This window comes from Kineosporia babensis, assembly GCF_021129305.1.
GTDB classification, from domain to species: Bacteria; Actinomycetota; Actinomycetes; order Actinomycetales; family Kineosporiaceae; genus Kineosporia; species Kineosporia babensis.
The window spans coordinates 261,358-280,379 of sequence record NZ_JAJOMB010000006.1 but is presented as its reverse complement, the minus strand read 5'-3'; the positions used below and the strand labels follow the sequence as shown (position 1 = coordinate 280,379).

Sequence of the window (19,022 nt, the reverse complement as noted above, 5' to 3'; positions counted from 1 at the left end):
GACTCGTCCTCCCGTCACAGTGGAGCCAGGACGTCGCGCAGCACGTTCTGGAGTTCGGGCACCAGGAAGAAGTGCCCGCCCGGGTGCGCGGCCAGCCGGAACGGGCCGGTGGTGATGTCCGACCAGTGCTCCATCGCGGGCGGTGGGGCGTGCTGGTCGTCGGTGCCGGCCAGGGCCAGGACCGGGGTCTGCAGCGGCGGATGCGGCTGGGCCGAGTAGGTTTCGACGGCCTGGTAGTCGGAGCGCATGATCGGTAGCAGCACGGCTCGCATCTCCGGGTCGGCCAGCAGCACCTCGGGAACGCCGCCGAGCTTGAGCACCTGCGCGGAGAAGGCGTCGTCGTCCAGTTGGTAGAGCGTTCCGGGTTTCTGGTGGCGCCGGGCGATCCGGCCGGAGACGACCAGGCGCTGCAGGGGTGCGGCGGGCTCGATCCGGCGGGCCACCTCGTACGCGAGCAGCGCCCCCATGCTGTGCCCGAACAGCCACAGCGGGGTGCCGTCGAGCAGGCCCGGCACGGCGGCGATCTGGTCGGCCATGGTCTGCAGGTCGGCGATCAGCGGCTCGCCGAAACGGTCTTCCCGGCCGGGGTACTGCACGGACCACAGCTCGCAGTCGGCCGGCAGCGCCGGGGCCCAGTCCCGGTAGAACCCGGCCCCGGCGCCCGCCGGAGGGAAGCAGACGAACCGGCGGGCGCGGGTGCTGCGGGCCGGCCATTGACGCACCCAGGTCACGACACCACCAGGAGCTGCTCGATGGAGGCGAGAGTGGTCACCAGACGGCCGATCTCGAGCACCGGGACGCCGTTGACCCGGCTGCCGCCGCGAACGATGCTCATGCCGCCCAGGTTACGGACGAAGGTGATCTCGTGGTCGATCCGCATCCCTGGGCGCACTCGCGGCCCGAAGGTCACCCGCTCGGCCGTTCCCGCCACCGGTACGCCGCCGACGTTCACGTCCGGGTGCGGGTTCTCGGCGAGCAGCATGACCAGTGCCGCCTGGGCCCAGGACTCCAGCAGCAGGGCCGGGGGCAGGAATTCGCCCACCGGCTCGAGCCAGACCGGCTCGTCCGGCACGGTGTGGTGAACCGTCGCCCGCCGGCCCGGGACGAGTTCGCTGACCTGATCGGCCAGCAGGATCGGGGGGCGGTGGGGCACGATCCCGGCGATCGCGGCCCGGTCGAGAATCACCGGCAGATCCTCTACGGCAGAGGAGGTCCCGGCCGGTTCAAAGGTTCCTCGGCGGAAACGAATCTGGGCCGAAGGCCGTCCGGCAGCGGTGACCATGGCGCTGTACAGCGGGCCGTCCGCGGTGATGTCGGCGACGATCTCCTCACCGGGAAAGGTCGGGCCGACGAACCGGCACTGCTCGACCTCGAGGAGTTCGGACCTGTCCGGGAACGCCCGGCTGACCACGTCGACCAGGTAGGCGCCCGGCACCAGCGGGAAGCCGGGGTAGTGCCCCTGGAACACCGGGTGATTCACGGGGGTGGTCACTTTCACGATCAGGCGTTCGCTGGTCTGGGTCACGGGGCGCTCCTGATCAGGTCGGCGGTGCTGGTGAGGACGGCCTTGCCGGCGTCCGAGTTGGTCAGGGCCACGAAGCCGGTGCCGGACTCGATCCCGGTCATGCTGATAGCCCGGAAGCCGGGTACCTCGCCTGCATGGCCGAACTCGCTGTCGTCCAGCACGGTTCCCAGGCCGTAGAAGCTGCCGGGATGCTGCAGGGTGAGCATCTGCCGGGCCGCCCCGGGCGAGAGCAGGGTGGCCGGCTCTCCGCGGTAGGCGTGCCGGAGGTCCACGGCGATCCGGGCCAGGTCCGCGGCGGTACTCCACAAGCCGTTGGCGGCCGTCGTCGGCCGGGTACGCCAGCCGCCGTCCAACGGCTGGCCCATCGCGTCGTGGCCCAGAGCCCTCGGCCGGTCGTCGAAGTCGTGCCGGAAGGTGCTGCCGGTCAGGCCGAGCGGGCCGAAGACCAGCTCGTCGGCCAGATCGGCGAAGGCGGTCCGGGTGCGGTCCTCCAGAAGCAGCTGCAGCACCGCCCAGTGCGAGCCGTTCTTCTGGAAAGTGCTCTCCGGAGCGCTGTCCCGGCGGATCGGGTCGTCCTGTTCGGTGGTCTTTCCCTGCAACAGATCAATGAGGGACGGTGTGGTCGCCGACGGCGGATACCAGACGGACGGCGTCGGGGACAGTCCCGAGCGGTTCGCGAGCAGGTGCCGCACGGTCACCGGCCCGAATCCGCCCGGCACCGGCCAGCGTCGCAGGTGCATGTTGACGTCCTGGTCGAGGTTCAGCAGACCCCGGTCGACCAGGCGCAGGGCCAGGCAGGCGCTGACGTGCTTGCTGATCGACCCGACGTGGAAGCGGGTCTGCTCGGTCGTCGCTGCTCCCCCGGGCGTCACCACCCCGGCCGTGCTCAGCTCGGCGATCTCACCGTCCCGGATCACGGCCAGGCTCGCCCCGGGAACGTCGTTCTCCTCGAGCGCCTGCCGCAGGCCGAACGAGACCAGCGAACGCGGGGCCCGGTCGATGTTCGCGGCCAGCTGCTCGATGTTCTCGGACATCAGCAAGGTCTTCAGCTGCACCTTCAGGCCTGCGCGGCGGGCGGCGCCGAGCAGGGTGACGATGCGCAGTGAGTCGATGCCCAGGCGGGAGAACTTCTCCTGCACGCTGATCCGGCCCCGGCCGAGTGTCTCGGCGCAGAGCTGGACGATCAGCCGTTCGGTCCTGGTCCGGGCCTCGACGTGCTCGGCCGCCTCCTCGTAGTCGGCGCCGGAGGGGTCAGGCAGGGCGTTGCGGTCCACCTTGCCGGAGGGCAGCAACGGCAACTCGGCCAGCACGACGACCGCGGCCGGAACCATGTACGCCGGTAGCTCCCGGCCCAGGTACTCGCGCAGGCCGGAGCCGCCGGTGGCGTAGGCGACGAGGCTCTTGTCGCCCTCCGGGTCCTCCTTGAGCACGACCACCGCATCGCCCACCTCCGGATGACGCCGCAGGCACTCCTCGATCTCGCCCAGTTCGATCCGGTGGCCGCGCAGCTTGACCTGGTGATCGACCCGGCCCAGGCATTCCAGTTCACCGTCCGGCCGCATCCGGGCCAGGTCACCGGTCCAGTACATCCGGGCACCGGAACGGCCGAAGGGCTCCGGCACGAAGCGTTCCGCGGTCAGGTCCGGGCGACGCGCATAACCCCGCGCCACCCCGTCACCGGCCAGGTACAGCTCACCGACGGCCCCCGGGGCCACCGGCTCAAGGTCGGCGCCCAGCACGTAGGCCCGGGTGTTGTGCAGGGGCCGGCCGATCGCCACGCCACCGTCGCTGCCCACCGGAATGGGCCAGCCCGTCGACCAGACCGTGGTCTCGGTGGGCCCGTACAGGTTGTGCAGGACCGGCACCCGGCGGCTGAGCTCGACCGCCAGACTGCGCGGGCAGGCCTCCCCCGTGGTGATCGCGGTGACCGCGCGCTCGCCGAAGCCGGCCGCCAGCAGCAGGCGCCAGCCCGAGGGCGTGGCCTGCAGGTGGGTCACTCCGTGGCTGGAGAGCAGCCCGCACAGGGCCAGCGGGTCGTGCACCTGCTCGTCGGTGGCCAGGACCACGGTGCCGCCGGTGATCAGCGGCAGCCAGAGCTCGGCCATCGAGATGTCGAACGAGAACGAGGTGGCGGCCAGCCAGACGTGCCCGGGCCCCGCGTTCAGCCGGGCCCGGACTGAGAACAGTAGGTTGATCAGGGCCCGGCGGCTGATCTGCACGCCCTTCGGCCGTCCGGTGGAGCCGGAGGTGAAGAGCACGTAGGCCAGCAGGTCCCGGTCGTCCAGGGGCTCCGGCTCGGGACCCGAATCGCCGATCAGGACGGTGCGGCCGGTGAATGCCTCCGGCAGGCGGGAGGTCAGGCTGCTCTCGGTGAGCACCACCTGAACACCGGCCGTGGCCAGCATGTAATCGATGCGGTCCGGCGGCAGGGCCGGGTCGATCGGCAGGTAGGCCGCGCCGGCCCGCCAGACGCCCAGCATCGCGGCCAGGGCGTGCTCGGAGCGCCCGAGCATCACCCCCACCACCTGGTCAGGCCCGACCCCGGCCCGGGCCAGCGCCCCAGCCCGGCGGGCCGATTCGGCTGCCAGGTCGGCGTAGCTGATCCGGCGACCGCCGACCAGCACCGCCGTGGCCTGCGGGGTGCGGGCGGCCTGCTCGGTGAAGCAGGCGGCCAGGCTGGCGACCGGGCCCCGTACGCGCGGCCGTTCCGTTGTCAGAGTCATCTCACCACTCCACGTCCGTGTCGTTGAACTCGTGCAGCAGCCGGTTGCGCTCGGCCTCGGAGACCAGCGCCGGCTGCGCCGGGCCGTCCGGGTCGGCGGCCATGACCTCCAGGACCGTGCGGTACATCGCGGCGATCTGCTCGGCCCCGGCCCGGGCCACCGCGTGGTTGACCAGGCGCAGCGTGAGCTGACCGGGCTGGGTGTTCACCGACATCAGGAACTCGTTGGCGCCGTCCGAGGACCCGCCGCGCACGTCCACCCGTTCCCCGTCGACGACCTGCTGGAAGTCGGTGTAGTTGAACATCACGGGCAACAGCTGGCGGTCCCCGGCCATCCGCTGGATCTCCGGCAGCGGGAAGCGCCGGTGGCCCCAGATCGCGGCCTCGGTGTCGAAGGTCTGCCGGACCAGGTCGCGCCAGCTGAGCGCGCTGCGCTCGTACGGGAACGGCAGGGTGTTCAGGAACATGCCGTAGACCCGTTCGGAGCCCTCGCTCTCCGGGCGGCCGCTGCTGACCAGCCCGGCGTGGAAGGCCTGCTCACCGGTGAGCTGGCTCAGCACCTTCAGGTGGGCGGAGAGCAGCACGCTCTTGAACGAGACCTGCTCGCTGCGAGCCAGTTCCCGCAGCTGCGGCTCCAGGTCCCGGAACTCGATCCTCAGCTTGATCTGCTGGCGAGGGGCGTCGGCGGGATCGCCCCAGCCCTCCGGCAGAGCGAAGCGACGATGCCGGTCCACCACGTCCTGCCAGAACGCGCGATCGTCCTGATCGGCCAGGGCCTGACGTTCGGCCGCGATGAACTCGGCGTACCGAGAGGCCGGTGCGCTCCAGGCCAGTTTCTTTCCCTCGCAGGAGGAACGGTAGAGCTCGAGCACCTCTATCAGCAGGTTCTGCTGACTCCAGCCCTCGGTGATCGCGTGGCAGTGCGTGAAGGCCAGGCGCCACGAGTCCCCGTCCGTGATCAGGGCCCCGATCCGCAGCATCGGCGGGGTGCTGAGGTCGAAGGCGGCAGAACGTTCGGCCCGCAGCCACTCACGGACCGCGGACTCCTCGTCCTGGCCGCGCACATCGACCACTCGGACCGCGATCGCGGCGTTCCGGTGCACGACCTGCAGCGGCTCCGAGTACTCGTCGAGATGAATTGATGTGCGCAGCATTTCGTGCCGGGCCACCACCGTCTCGGCCGCCCGCTGCAGGGCCTCGGGCCGGAACGGCCGGCCGTCGCGGATCACGAACGTCGACGCGTTGACGTAGCGCTGCTGCGCTTCGTCGCCGAGCATCTCCACGATCATGCCCAACTGCACCTGGGCCAGCGGGTAGGCGTCGGTCGCATCCTCCGGCAGCCGGGAACGATCGGCCTCGCTGACCATCGAGAACGGCGGCACCACCAGACCGGTGGCACTCTGCGCGGCCCGGACCACCCGGGCCAGGGCGCGCACGGTGCGGTGCTGGAACACGTCCTTGACCTGAACCTCGCACCCGGCGGCCCGGAGCGCGCCGACCAGGGCGATGGCCCGGATCGAGTGACCGCCGACGGCGAAGAAGTTGTCTTCCACGCTGACCCGGTCGACGTCGAGCACCTCGCACCAGATCCGGGCGATCAGCGCCTCCCGTTCCGTGGCCGGCGCGACGAAGGTGCTTTCGACCTCGGCGGCCGGCAGGGCCTTCCGGTCGATCTTGCCGTTGCGGTTCAGCGGCATCTCGTCCAGCCGCAGGAACACCGACGCCACCATGTACTCCGGCAGACGATCACGGCAGAACTTCTCAACCACGGACGCTTCGGGCCCGGTGAAGTAACAGACCAGACGAGCGTCCGCACCAGTTCCGTCCACCACCGCCACCGCTTCACCCACACCCGGGCACTGCTGGGCAACAGCGGCGACCTCACCCAGCTCGATCCGGTAGCCCCGGACCTTCACCTGGTCGTCCACCCGGCCCAGGAAGTCCACTACCAGAGGCGAAGTCGATCCCGAAGGATCACCATCGACCGGCGGGCGCGAGACCCAGCGGACCCGGTCTCCGGTGCGGTACATCCGACCGCCAGTGAAAGGATCCGGCAAGAAACGCTCCGCGGTCAGATCGGGACGGCCGACGTACCCCCGAGCCACCCCCACACCACCGACGTACAACTCCCCCGGCACACCGACGTCCACCGTTTGAAGATCCTCATCCAGCACATACATCCGCATCCCCGGCAGCGAACGCCCAATCGGCACCACCCCCGATCCCTGCGAGCCGGCCACCGGCAGGACACAGGTGCCGACCGACGCCTCCGTGGGCCCGTACTCGTTCACCAGCCGGCCGTCACCCAGCAGGCCCCGCCAACGCTCGGCCAGCGCTCCCGGAAGGGCTTCACCAGCCACCACGATCAAGCCGGCGAACCGCGCCAGAACGTCGTCCTCGAGCTGGCGGCCGAGCACCTCCAGGTGCCCCGGAGTGAGCTTCAGGAAGCTGAAACCGGCCTGCCCACCGGCCTTCAGCGAATCCTGCAGGGCCTGACCGAGTTCCGAAGGGTCAACGGATTCCGGCACCACGTGCACCGGCTGGCCGGCGATCAGCGGGGCCCAGAGGTTCGGCACCACCAGGTCGAAGGCGACCGACGAGAACAACGCCGCGCCACCCGTCCCCGCGGTTGCCAGCTCGTGCACCGCCCAGGCGACGTGGTTGGCCAGACCCCGGTGCGGCACCGCCACGCCCTTCGGCCGCCCGGTCGAACCGGAGGTGAAGATGACGTAGGCCAGCTCGTCCAGATCGATCTCGGCCTGGACCGGCTCGGGCGAGGCCGCTGCGATCGCCACCTGATCGGCGCCGTCCACCACCACGGCCGGGAAGGCCGCCGCGGCATCCGCCAGCGACTGCTGGGTGAGAACCAGCTGTGCGCCCGCGGTTTGCAGCATGTACTCGACCCGGTCGGCCGGAAACGTGCTGTCCAGAGGAACGTACGCGGCGCCGGTCTTCCAGACCGCGAGCAGGCTGACGATCAGGGCCGGACCGCGCTCCTGCAGCACGCCGACCACCGAACCGCGCCCGCAGCCCAGGCTTTGCAGATGGTGGGCCAGGCGGGAGGCCCGCACCTCGAGCTCACCGAAGCCGACTCGCGCGCCGTCGCACCAGATGGCGGTCAGGCCGGGCATCCGGGCTGCGGTGGTCGCGATCGCCGCGGGCACACTGACCGCAGCGCCCGGAACCGGCGGCAGGCCTTCGCCCACACTGACGTCCACCGTCAGTCCCGTTACCGCCACTGGGCTTTCCAGCCCTTCCGAGGCCAGCGCCTGCAGAGCCGAGCGGTAGGCCGCGGCCAGGCGTTCGGCCGAGCTCAGGGACAGCCGGGCGGCATCGACGGTCAGCAGGATCTCGCTGCCGCGGGCCGCCACCGCCAGGCCGAACTCGGTGGCGCCCTCGCCCAGCCCGGATTCGGCGTCGACCCGGTCCTCGCCCTGCGCCCGATCAAGATCGAGGTAGCTGAACCGGGTGTCCAGAAGCCTTCCGTCGCCGGCCATCCGCTGGATCTCGGGCATCGGGAAGCGCCGGTGCGGCCAGATCCCGGCCTCGGTGGCGAAGGTCTGCCGGATCAGCTCGCCCCAGCTGCCCGCGACCCGGCGGTGCGGGAACGGCACCGTGTTCAGGTACATGCCGTAGACCTTTTCCGAGCCCAGCACCTCGGGCCGGCCGCTGCAGACCAGACCGGTGTGGAAGGAGGCGAGGTCACTCAGGCGGCCGAGCACGGCCAGGTGCGCGGACAGCAGCACGCTCTTCAGCGAGGCGTCGGCCTGCGCCGCCCGCTCCTGCAGCCGCTCGCGCAGATCCTCCAGCGGCACCCGGATCACGTGGCTCCCGTGTCCGGAGCCCCAGCCCTCGGGCAGGACGAACCGCTCGTGCTCGTCGATGGTGTCCTGCCAGAACTCGCGGTCCTGCGAGCCGTTCAGGGACTCCAGTTCGGCGGCGACGAAGTCGGCGTAACGAACGCCGGGCTTCTCCCCGGTCGGGGTTCCGGCTTCTTGCAGGTACCCCTCGACCAGCTCCATCAGCAGTGCGCGATGCGACCAGCCCTCGGTGATCGGGTGGCACACGCTGACCGACATCCACCAGGCCTCGTCGCTCTCGACGTGCGCGGTGATCCGCATCAGCGGGGCCTGCTGCAGGTCGAAGAGGGTGGCCCGCTCCTGCCCGGTGAAGACCCGCAGATCCTCCTCGAGCTGTTCCCGGCTCAGCCCCCGCAGATCCCGTACCTGCACCGGCATGACGGCGGTGGCGTGCACCAGCTGCATCGGGACCGAGTAGCGGTCCAGATCGAAGCAGGTGCGCAGCATTTCGTGCCGCTCGAGCACCGCTGCGGCCGAGCGCTGCAGGTCCTCGACCCGGAACGGACGGCCGTCCCGGACCCGGAAGGAGGCAGTGTTGTGGTAGCGGTTGCGGCTGTCGTCGGCCAGCATCTCGACCAGCATGCCGAGCTGCACCTGGGCCAGCGGGTAGGCGTCGGTCAGGCCGTCGGGCAGCAGCGACCGGTCGCCGTCACCGATCAGCGAGAACGGCTGGACACACTCGTTCTCCTCCGCGGCTGCTTCGGGGCTCAGCCCGGCCGCCAGGGCCCGGACGGTGCGCAGTTCGAAGACGTCCTTCACCTGCGCCGGCAGGCCCGCGGCCCGGAGCGCGCCGACCAGGGCGATGGCCCGGATCGAGTGGCCGCCGACGGCGAAGAAGTTGTCCTCCACGCTGACCCGGTCGACGTCGAGCACCTCGCACCAGATCCGGGCGATCAGTGCTTCCTGATCGTTCGCGGGCTCGATGTACTCGTGTTCCTGAGGGGTTTCGACCGCGGGCAGGGCCTTGCGGTCGATCTTGCCGTTGCGGTTCAGCGGCATCTCGTCCAGCCGCAGGAACACCGAGGCGACCATGTACTCGGGCAGGCGATCACGGCAGAACTTCTCAACCATGGACGCTTCGGGCCCGGTGAAGTAACAGACCAGACGAGCGTCCGCACCAGTTCCGTCCACCACCGCCACCGCTTCACCCACACCCGGGCACTGCTGAGCAACAGCGGCAACCTCACCCAGCTCGATCCGGTAGCCCCGGACCTTCACCTGGTCGTCCATCCGCCCCAGGAAGTCCACCACCAGTGCCGAATCCGGGCCGGAGACCCAGCGGACCCGGTCTCCGGTGCGGTACATCCGACCGCCGGTGAAGGGATCCGGAAGGAAACGCTCGGCGGTAAGATCGGGACGGCCGATGTAGCCCCGGGCCACCCCCACACCACCGACGTACAACTCCCCCGGCACACCGACGTCCACTGTTTGAAGGTCTTGATCCAGCACGTACATCCGCATGCCCGGCAGCGAACGCCCGATCGGCACCACGCCCGTGCCCGGGTTGCCGGTAATGGGCAGGATGCAGGTGCCCACCGAGGCCTCGGTGGGCCCGTACTCGTTGATCAGGCGACCGTCGCCCAGCAGCCCCCGCCAGCGCTCGGCCAGCGTTCCCGGGAGAGCTTCACCGGCGACGACCGTGACCGCGGCCAGGTCGGCCAGCACTGCGTCCTCCAGCTGCCGGCCCAGGACTTCCAGGTGCCCGGGCGTCATCTTGAGGAAGCTGAAGCCGGAGGAGTTGGCGGCCCGCAGCGAACTCACCAAAGCCGTTCCCAGCTCGGCCAGATCGACCGAGGGCGGGATGACGTGCACCGGCTGCCCGGTGCTCAGCGCGGCCCAGATGTTCGGGACCACCAGGTCGAAGGCCACCGACGAGAACAGCGCCGAACCGCCCGGCCCGCGCAGGGCCAGATCGGAGGTGGCCCAGGCGACGTGGTTGGCCAGACCGCGGTGGGTGACGGCCACGCCCTTCGGCCGGCCGGTCGAGCCCGAGGTGAAGATCACGTAGGCCAGCTCGTCCGGATCCGCCGCGATCCGCTGGCTGATCGGCGTTTTCGCTTGGTCGAGGGTGAGCACCTGGCAGTCGAAACGGTCGGTGTAGGCGTCCTGTGTCAGCACCACCTCGGCGCCGGCGGTGGCGAGCATGTAGGCCACCCGGTCGGCCGGGAAGGCCTCGTCCAGCGGGACGAACGCGGCGCCGGCCTTCCAGACGCCGAGCAGGGCGGCGATCAGGTCGGGGCCGCGCTCCAGCAACACCCCGACCACCGAGCCTCGGCCTACTCCAGTTTTTTCCAGCAGCCCGGCGATCTTCGCGGCGCGGGCGTCCAGGTCGGCGAAGTTCAGGCTTTCGCCGTTGCACCAGACCGCAGCGGTTTTCGGGCGTCGCAGTGCGGTGCCCTCGACCGCGGTGAGCACGCTGACCCCGGATCCGCTGAGCGGCTGCTCGCCCACGCCCCAGTCCGCGGCACCGGCCGGAACGACGACCCGGCCGTCCGGACCGTCCGCGATCATGGCCTCGAGCACGCTGCGGTACCTCTCGCCCAGCGCCTTCAGCCGGTCCGGGGCGATGTACCGGTTCTGGGCGGTGAGCACCAGGAACCCGGCGCGGGTGGAGACCCCGAGCGGGAACTCGGTGGGGCTGTCGTCGATCGTGGCGGCGTAGTCGATCACGTCGGCGTCGACCTGGCGGAAGTCCTGGTAGCTGAACCGGACGTCCAGCAGCCGGTTTCCGTCGTTGAACTCGCGCTGCATGGCGCCCATCGGGAAGCGCCGGTGGGGCCACAGCTCGAGTTCGGTGGCGAAGACCTGCTGCAGCGTCTCGCCCCAGGTGCGGGCCTGCTCGCGGCGGAACGGGAACGGCAGCGGGTTCAGGTAGACCCCGGCCACCCGTTCGGCGCCCTGGGCCTCCGGGCGGGCGTTGGTGACCAGGCCGGAGTGGAAGGCCGGGGCGTCGGTGATCCGGCTCATCACGCTCAGGTGGGTGGAGAGCATCACCGTCTTCATCGATACGCCGAGCCCGGCGGCCAGCTGCCGCAGCTGCGGCTCCAGGTCGCGGTAGAGCACCCAGGTCCGGTTCACACCGACCGCGTCGGGGGCCTCGGCCCAGACGTCCGGCAGGGTCAGGCGCTCGTGGTCCTCGACGACGCCCTGCCAGTAGGCCCGGTCCTGCTCGCCTTCCAGCGCGGCCAGCTCGGCGGCGATGAAGTCGGCGTAGCGCACGGCGGCCGGCTCGGGCGCGGTGACCGGCCGGCCGTCACGCACCTGCCGGTAGACCGAGACCAGCTCCATCAGCAGCGAGTGGTGGCTCCAACCCTCCAGCACGGCGTGGCACTCGGTGAGCGTCATCCACCAGCCGCCCTCGCCGGGCGTCTCGTGGGCGAAGAACCGCACCAGGCCGGGGTGGGTGAGGTCGAACAGCCGGGAGCGCTCCTGGGCCATGAACGCGCGCAGGTCGGCCTCGTGGTCCCCGCCGGTCAGGGTGCGCCAGCCGACCGGGGGCTCGGTCTCGGTGTAGACCAGCTGCATCGGTACCGAGTAGCGCTCCAGCTCGAACGCGGTGCGCAGGATCTCGTGCCGGGCCAGGACGTGGGCGACGGCGGTGCGGAAGGCCTCGCCGGAGAACGGCTGGTCGTCGATGATCCGGAAGCAGGTGGAGTTGTGGTACACCCGGCGGCTGGTGTCGGCGAGCATCTCGACCACCATGCCCAGCTGCACCTGGGCCAGCGGGTAGGCGTCGCTCAGGCCTTCGGGCAGCAGTGCCTGGTCCTCGGGGCGGACCAGGGCGAACGGCTCGATGCCGGTTTCTGCCGCGAGGGCGTCCTGCTGGGAGACGTGGGAAGCCAGCCGGGCGATCGTCCGGTGCTCGAAGACGTCGCGCACGCTGACGTTCACACCGCTCTTGCGCAGGGCCCCGACCAGCGCGACGGCGGCGATCGAGTCGCCGCCGATCTCGAAGAACCCGTCGTCGACGCCGATCCGGTCGACGGAGAGCACCTCCAGCCAGGCCCGGGCGATCTGCTCCTCGGCCGAGGTGCGGGGGGCCACGTACTCCTGGGCGCTGGCGAGGGCGGCGCGGCCGGGGGTGGGCAGCGCGGCCTTGTCGACCTTGCCGTTGTTGGTCAGCGGGATCCCGCTCACCGGTACGAATGCGCTGGGCACCATGTACTCGGGCAGGTGGCGGTTCAGGAAGGTCTTCAGCTCGGCCGGGTTCGGGACGGCCCCGGCCTCCGGAACGGTGTAGGCGACGATGCGCTTGTCGCCCGGGACGTCCTCGCGCACCAGTACCACGGCGTCGCGGACGGTTTCGTGGTTCTGCAGCACAGAGCGGATCTCGCCGAGCTCGATCCGGAAGCCGCGTACCTTCACCTGGTCGTCGGCGCGGCCGAGGAATTCCAGGCTGCCGTCCGGGCAGCGGCGGGCCAGGTCTCCGGAACGGTAGAGCCGGGCGCCGCGCGGGCCGTACGGGTCGGGCACGAAGCGCTGCGCGGTCAGGTCCGGGCGGCCCAGGTAGCCGCGGGCCACGCTGGGCCCACCGACGTGGATCTCGCCGGTCACCCCGACCGGCACCGGCTGGCCGGCCTTGTCGAGCAGGAAGATCGAGGTGTCGTCGAGCGGGTAGCCGACCTGGTTCCCGCTGCCGGGCACCAGGTCTGCGCCGGTGACCCGGTGATAGGTGCTGTGCACGGTGGTCTCGGTGATGCCGTACATGTTGACCAGCTCGGTGCGCTCCGGGCCGCGTCGGGCCACCCAGGGGGCCAGGTCGGGCATGATCAGCTTCTCACCGCCGAAAATGACCACCCGGACGTCGAGTTCGTCGATCCGCGGGTCTGCGGCGGCGGCCAGATCGACCAGGCCGCGGAAGGCGGACGGGGTCTGGTTCAGCACGGTGACCCGGTGCCGCAGCAGCAGGTCGAGGAACTCCTCGGGCGAGCGGCGCTCCTCGTGCGAGACCACGACCAGCCGGCCGCCGGTGGCCAGCGAGCCCCACAGTTCCCAGGCCGAGAAGTCGAAGGCGTAGGAGTGTGACAGGGCCCAGGTGTCGTCCGGGCCGAAGTGGTAGTGCCGTTCGGTGGTGGTGAGCAGCCGGTGCAGGTTGGCGTGGGTGAGCGTGACGCCCTTCGGCCGCCCGGTGGAGCCGGAGGTGTAGATCACGTAGATCAGGTTCTCCGGCCGGTTCACCGGTGCCGGGTCGGTGTCCGGCTGGGCGGCCAGGAGCTGCTCGTCGCGGTCCAGCAGGAGCAGCGGGGCGGTCTCGATCAGGGACGCGTGGGCGCCGGTGGTGATCACCAGGCGGGTTTTCGAGTCGGAGACCATGTAGGCGATCCGGTCGGCCGGGTGCGCCGGGTCCAGCGGCAGGTACGCGGCTCCGGACTTCAGGATGCCGAGCAGAGCGGGCAGCAGCTGCGGTCCGTGCTCCAGGCACAGTCCCACCGGCTCCTCGACGCCGACGCCGCGCGAGCGCAGCAGGTGGGCGATCCGGTTGGCGCGGGCGTTCAGTTCGGCGTAGGTGAGTTCGTGCCGGCCGCTCACGACCGCCACCGCATCGGGGGTTCTCGCGCACTGCTGCTCGAAAACGTCCACAATGGTGGACGTCGGTGAGGTTCCGGTTGCGGGGGCGGGAGTGACCAGGGCCAGTTCCTCGCCGTCCAGCAGCTCCAGCCGGGAGACCGGGGAGATCGGGTCGGCGCAGGCCTGCTCGAGCAGCCGGATCAGGTGCCGGGACATCCGGGTGATGGTGGCCCGGTCGAACAGTGCGCTGACGAATTCCAGTGATCCGCTGAGCCCGCCGTCGGGGTCCTGGGTGATCTGCAGGGTCAGGTCGAAACGGGACACCCGGGAGGTGTTCTCCAGTGGTTGCGCGCTCAGGCCGGACAGGGCGAAGGCGTCCTGGCGGGATTCGTGCATGGTGAAGGCGACCTGGAACAGCGGGCTGCGGGAGAGGTCGCGCTCAGGCTGGAGTTCGTCGACCAGTCGGGCGAACGGCACGGCCTGGTGGTCGAAGGCGCCCAGGACGGTGCTGCGGGAGCGGGTGAGGAGGTCGCCGAAACCGGCCTCGCCCTGCCAGCGGGCCCGCATCACCAGGCTGTTGATGGCGTAGCCGATCAGCGACTGCAGCTCAGGCCGGCCGCGGCCGGACATCACCGTTCCGACCGGGATGTCCTGGCTTCCGGTGTATCTCGACAGCAGCACCTGGAAGGCGGTGAGCATCACCATGAACGGGGTGGCATCGTAGCGCCGCCCGAGGTCGGCGGTTCGCTGCGAGAGTTCGGCGCCGATCTCGAAGCGGACCGCGTCGCCCTCGCTGCTGCGCACCGCCGGTCGGGGCCGGTCGGTCGGCAGGGCGAGGGTGCCGATGCCCTCGAGTTCGTTGCGCCAGTACGACATCTGGCGCTCCAGGCCGTCTCCGGTCAGGAACGCGCGCTCGTGCGCGGCGTGGTCGGCGTACTGCACGGCCAGCGCGGGCAGGGCTCCGCCGCCGTAGAGGACGCCCAGTTCCTGGGCGAACTGCCGCACCGACCAGGCGTCGCAGGCGATGTGGTGGAAGACCACGACCAGGATGTGCTCCACCGGGCCGAGCCGGATCAGCCGGGCCCGCAACGGCCACTGCTGCTCCAGGTCGAACGGCCGGCCGGGTTCGCGCCGGGCGATGCCCAGCGCTTCCTGCTCGCTCTCGGGCCGGCCGGACACGTCGTCGACCGGCAGGTCCAGGTCGGCGGGCGGGTCGACGACCTGGACCGGGGCGGTGCCATCGAGCACGTACCGGGTGCGCAGCACCTCGTGCCGGGCGACGATGCCGCTCAGCGCCCGGCGCATCCGCTGGGCGTCGAGCGGGCCGTGCAGGCGGACCGCCAGCGGGACCACGTACTCCCAGCTCTCCGGCTCCAGGCGGCTGAGGAACCACATCTGCTGCTGCCCGGCGGACAACGGCAGCGGGGCGGTGCGGTCGGCCCGGACGATCTCGTCCGGCTCGGCCCGGGCCGACTGCTCGACCCGCAGGCCGCCGAGCCGGCGGCGCAGCAACTCCTGGCGCGCCGACTCCACTGCGGTCGCGGCCGATGCCTCGACCGTGTCGATGGTCTCCAACTCGTCCGTGCTCATGTTCCCGCCCTCAGGCCGTGTGCCGATGGATGCTGAAAAGGTCAGGCCTGTGCGGCCATCCGCTCCCGCAGGCTGCGCGGGCGCATGTCGGTCCAGACCTCGCTGATCCGGGCCAGGCACTGCTCCTTGGGGCCCTCGGTGCCCTCGGCGTGCCAGCCGTCGGGCAGGTCCCGCCCGGCCGGCCAGACCGAGTACTGCTCCTCGTCGTTCAGCACCACCTGGAAACGGGGCTCGTTGCTCATCGCGGGCTCCTTGTCTGTCTGCGGTCTTGGGGAAGGGACGCCGGACGTCCCGATGCAGACAGAGTCCCGGAGGGGGCTATACACGACCTATATCGAGCTCGGATCCGCCAAAACGACGGCGGTGCCGGGACCTTCCGGTCCCGGCACCGCCGTCGTCCTTGGTGGGGCTGTTCTGGTTCGCGCAGGCCTTGTTCAGGCAGCCCTTCTTCGGGTAGGCCTTATTCGCGGAGACCGGCCCGGGCCGCGGCCGGTCCGCGCCCGGCGGCCAGGGCGGGCAGCACCGCGCCGAGCACGGCCAGGGCGAGCCCGACCGCGGTGATCCCGATCACCGGCAGCCAGGGCATCTGGATCGCGGTGGTGCCGAACATGTCGCTCAGCGCGAACCGCAGCCCGATCAGGTTCAGGCCGGAGGCGATCAGCGCCAGGACCACGCCGATCACGCCGACCAGGACCGACTCCCCGGCGAAGACCCGCAGGACCTGCCGGGGGGTGGCGCCGGCCATCCGCAGCACGGCCAGGTCGCGGCGCCGGTCGGCGGTGGCCATCAGCAGGGTGTTGAGCACCGCGATGAAGCAGAACAGCACCACGATCACCGCGACCGAACGCTGCCGGACCTCGATCAGGTGCTGGGCCGCGGCGTCCTCGGCGACCTCGAACTGCGCGGTCGGCTGCAGCTTCAGCCCGGCCGTGGTGGCCAGCTCACCCAGCGCGGCCTGCACCTGCTCCTGGCTCATCCCGGCCGGCGGGACCACGAAGGCGCGCCGGGCCATGCCGTTGGAGGCGTAGGCCGTGCTGGCCGCGTGATCGCCGGACAGGTAGCCGATGTCGTCCCCGCGCAGCGCCTCGTACACGCCGGTGACGGTGAGCTCGACCGGATCGCCGTGGCCCAGGTTCACCGGAACCAGTTCACCGACCTCGTAGTTCCACATCTGCGGCACCACGAAACCGTCCGCGTCGAGGTTCTCGGCCGAGCCCTCCACCATCGGCAGGTCGAGCACGCTGCTCAGCGCCCCGCCGTAGATCACCTCGGCCTCGTTCTCCTCCCACTCGTCCTCGTCCTGGGTGTAGACGGTGGTGTGCACCGGGGCGACGACCTGACCGCCGGGCAGGCTCTCCTGCATCCGGTCGATGTCGCTGAGGCTGACGCCCGGGGCCTGGTCCGGGGAGATCGTGTACGGCGCGTCGACGCGGTTGCGGACCCCGTTGTCGCGGGCCATCCCGATCGAGCCGGTGGCGGCCAGCAGAGACGTCGCGATCCCGACGGTGAGCAGGACCGGGGCGGCGGTGGCGGCGGTGCGGCGGCGGGCGGTCAGGGCGCTCTCGCGCACCAGCATCGGCCCGGCGTGCCGGGATCCGCTCAGCGGCCGCATCAGCAGGCGGGTGAGCGGGCCGACCGCCACCGGGGCGAGCAGGGCGAACGCGATCACCGGGACCAGCAGCATCGGCACGTAGCTGTTCGGCGAGAGCGTGATGGCCGGGTTGAGCCAGCCGATCCAGGCCATCACGCCGAGGGCGGTGACCAGGGCCAGCCCGGCGATCACCCGGCGGCCCCGCTGGCCGGCCGAGTCGTCGGCGTCGGCCTCGCGCAGCGCCTCCAGCGGGCGGATCCGCGCGGCTCGCCCGGCCGCCACGACCACGCCGAGCACGGCCATCAGCACCCCGGTCACGAACGCGGCGACCAGCGGGAGCACGACCAGTGTCAGGTAGGGGCCGTGGATGCCGAACCCTTCCGGCGCGATGCCCAGCCGGTGCAGCCAGCCGGCCAGGACGTTCGCCCCGGCCAGGCCGAGGGCGCAGCCGGCCAGGGAAGCTCCGGCACCGACCAGGGCGGCCTCGCCGAGCACCATCCGGCGCACCTGCTTGCTGGTGGCCCCGACGGCGCGCAGCAGGGCGATCTCACGACGGCGCTGCACCACGGTGAAGGCGAAGGTGGAGGCGACCACGAAGACCGCGGTGAGCCCGGCGACGCCGGCCATCACCGGCAGCAGGGTGACGGTGTTGTCGATGTCCTCGAGGTCCTGGGCCCGGCTCTCGTCCAGGATGTGCTTGCGCTGGCCGGTGAGCACCTCGGCCCGGTCGCCGGTGGTCTGCTCCACCTGGGCGAGCGGGGCGCTGGGGACCACGGCCTGGATCCGCGGCGAGATCCGCGCGGCCTCGGCGGTGCTGAAGAACACCGCGTCCTCGTAGCCGACGTCGTTCGAAAGGCCGCTGACGGTGTACGTCCGGGCGCCTTCCGGAGTCCAGACGTTGGTCCGGGCACCGACGTTCAGGCCGGTACCTTCCGGAACCACGACCTGGTCCGAACCGGTCGGGGCGGCACCGGAAGTCAGCTGGTAGCCGCCGAAACGGGCCACCTCCCAGGGATGGCCGAGGCCGTTCTCCGGGCCGTCGGGCAGGCGCACCTCGAAGCTGCGGTCGAGGGTGACCGGGCCGTCGGCGCGCAGGTCCCGGACCAGGGCCGGGTCCACGCCCTGGGCCTCCTGCAGCGGGCGCTGGTGCAGGTCGTGGTGGACCGGGTTCCATTCCGGGTCGGTCGCGAAGACCACGGCGGGGGCGGCGGCGAAGCGTTCCGGGGCGCGGTCGGGCCGGGACATGCTGGCGCACAGCAGCAGGCCGACCGCGGCGATCTGGGCGACGCCGAGCACCAGGGCCACGACGCTGCCGCTGAAGCCGACCCAGCGGGCCCGCAGGGTCTGCGCGGCGACGGTCAGCACCGGTCCGCCTCCAGTCCGGTCATCCGCGCGGCCACCTGCGCGGCGGTGGGCCGCAGCAGCTCGCCGACCAGCCGGCCGTCGGCCAGGAAGACCACCCGGTCGGCGTGCGCGGCGACCACCGGGTCGTGGGTGACCATCACGATGCTGTCCAGCCCGGCGTCCGGGTCCTGCAGCAGGGTGCGCAGGGTGGCCAGCAGTTCCTTGCCGGTGGCGGCGTCGAGCGCGCCGGTCGGCTCGTCGGCGAACAGCACCGCCGGTCGGGCCACCAGGGCCCGGGCGATGGCCACCCGCTGCTGCTGGCCGCCGGAGAGCTGGGCGGGCCGGTGCCCGGCACGGTCGGCCAGGCCGACCGCCGCCAGCGCCCGGGCCACGGTGGCCCGGTCGGGGCGCACGCCGGCCAGCCGCAGCGGCAGCTCGACGTTCTGGGTGGCACTCAGAGAGGGCAGCAGGTTGAACGACTGGAACACGAAACCGATGTGGTCGCGCCGCAACAGGGTCAGCGCGGTCTCGTCCAGCCCGGTCAGGTCGGTGCCACCGATCGTCACCTGCCCGGAGTCGGGCCGGTCGAGCCCGGCCGCGCACTGCAGCAGGGTGGACTTGCCGGAACCGGAGGGGCCCATGATCGCGGTGAAACTGCCCACCGGAAAGGCGATGCTGACCTCGTCCAGGGCCCGCACGACGGTGCCGCCGGTGCGGTAGGTGCGGCTCAGCTGGGTGATCTGCACGGCCTGCGGCGCGAAACCGCGCTCGGCCCGGGCACCCGGCTGTTCTTCCATGATCTGCTCGCTGCTCTTGCCTCGCATGATTCCCCCACTGGTCGATGCTGACGGACTCCGGGTCGCACGCTCACCCGGTCAGACG

General features: G+C 71.3%; 7 protein-coding genes. All 7 read right to left on the bottom strand.

Annotated features, from left to right (window positions below; genetic code table 11):
* Positions 1–14 precede the first annotated feature (14 nt).
* The 7 genes from LR394_RS14065 to LR394_RS14035 all read right to left on the bottom strand — a co-directional run bounded on the left by LR394_RS14065 (position 15) and on the right by LR394_RS14035 (position 18,937).
* Positions 15–731, bottom strand: coding sequence for a thioesterase II family protein (locus LR394_RS14065; protein ID WP_231441839.1), 717 nt, complete (start codon positions 729–731; stop codon positions 15–17).
* Positions 728–1,525 (bottom strand): hypothetical protein, encoded by a 798-nt coding sequence (locus LR394_RS14060; RefSeq protein WP_231441837.1) that lies wholly within the window; start codon positions 1,523–1,525, stop codon positions 728–730. Before LR394_RS14060 ends, LR394_RS14065 begins: the two co-directional genes overlap by 4 nt.
* Positions 1,522–4,248 (bottom strand): non-ribosomal peptide synthetase, encoded by a 2,727-nt coding sequence (locus LR394_RS14055; RefSeq protein ID WP_231441834.1) that lies wholly within the window; start codon positions 4,246–4,248, stop codon positions 1,522–1,524. Before LR394_RS14055 ends, LR394_RS14060 begins: the two co-directional genes overlap by 4 nt.
* Before the next feature lies 1 nt (position 4,249).
* Positions 4,250–15,205: a non-ribosomal peptide synthetase gene (locus LR394_RS14050; protein ID WP_231441832.1), complete on the bottom strand. Its 10,956-nt coding sequence runs from the start codon at positions 15,203–15,205 to the stop codon at positions 4,250–4,252.
* Positions 15,206–15,246: 41 nt separating this feature from the next.
* Complete coding sequence (locus tag LR394_RS14045; RefSeq protein ID WP_231441830.1) at positions 15,247–15,447, bottom strand: MbtH family protein; 201 nt, start codon at positions 15,445–15,447, stop codon at positions 15,247–15,249.
* 218 nt (positions 15,448–15,665) lie between these two features.
* On the bottom strand, positions 15,666–18,161 hold the full coding sequence (locus LR394_RS14040) for an ABC transporter permease (RefSeq protein ID WP_231441825.1): 2,496 nt from the start codon (positions 18,159–18,161) through the stop codon (positions 15,666–15,668).
* Complete coding sequence (locus LR394_RS14035) at positions 18,155–18,937, bottom strand: ABC transporter ATP-binding protein (RefSeq protein ID WP_407937054.1); 783 nt, start codon at positions 18,935–18,937, stop codon at positions 18,155–18,157. The genes LR394_RS14040 and LR394_RS14035 overlap by 7 nt, the downstream gene beginning before the upstream one ends.
* Positions 18,938–19,022 lie beyond the last annotated feature (85 nt).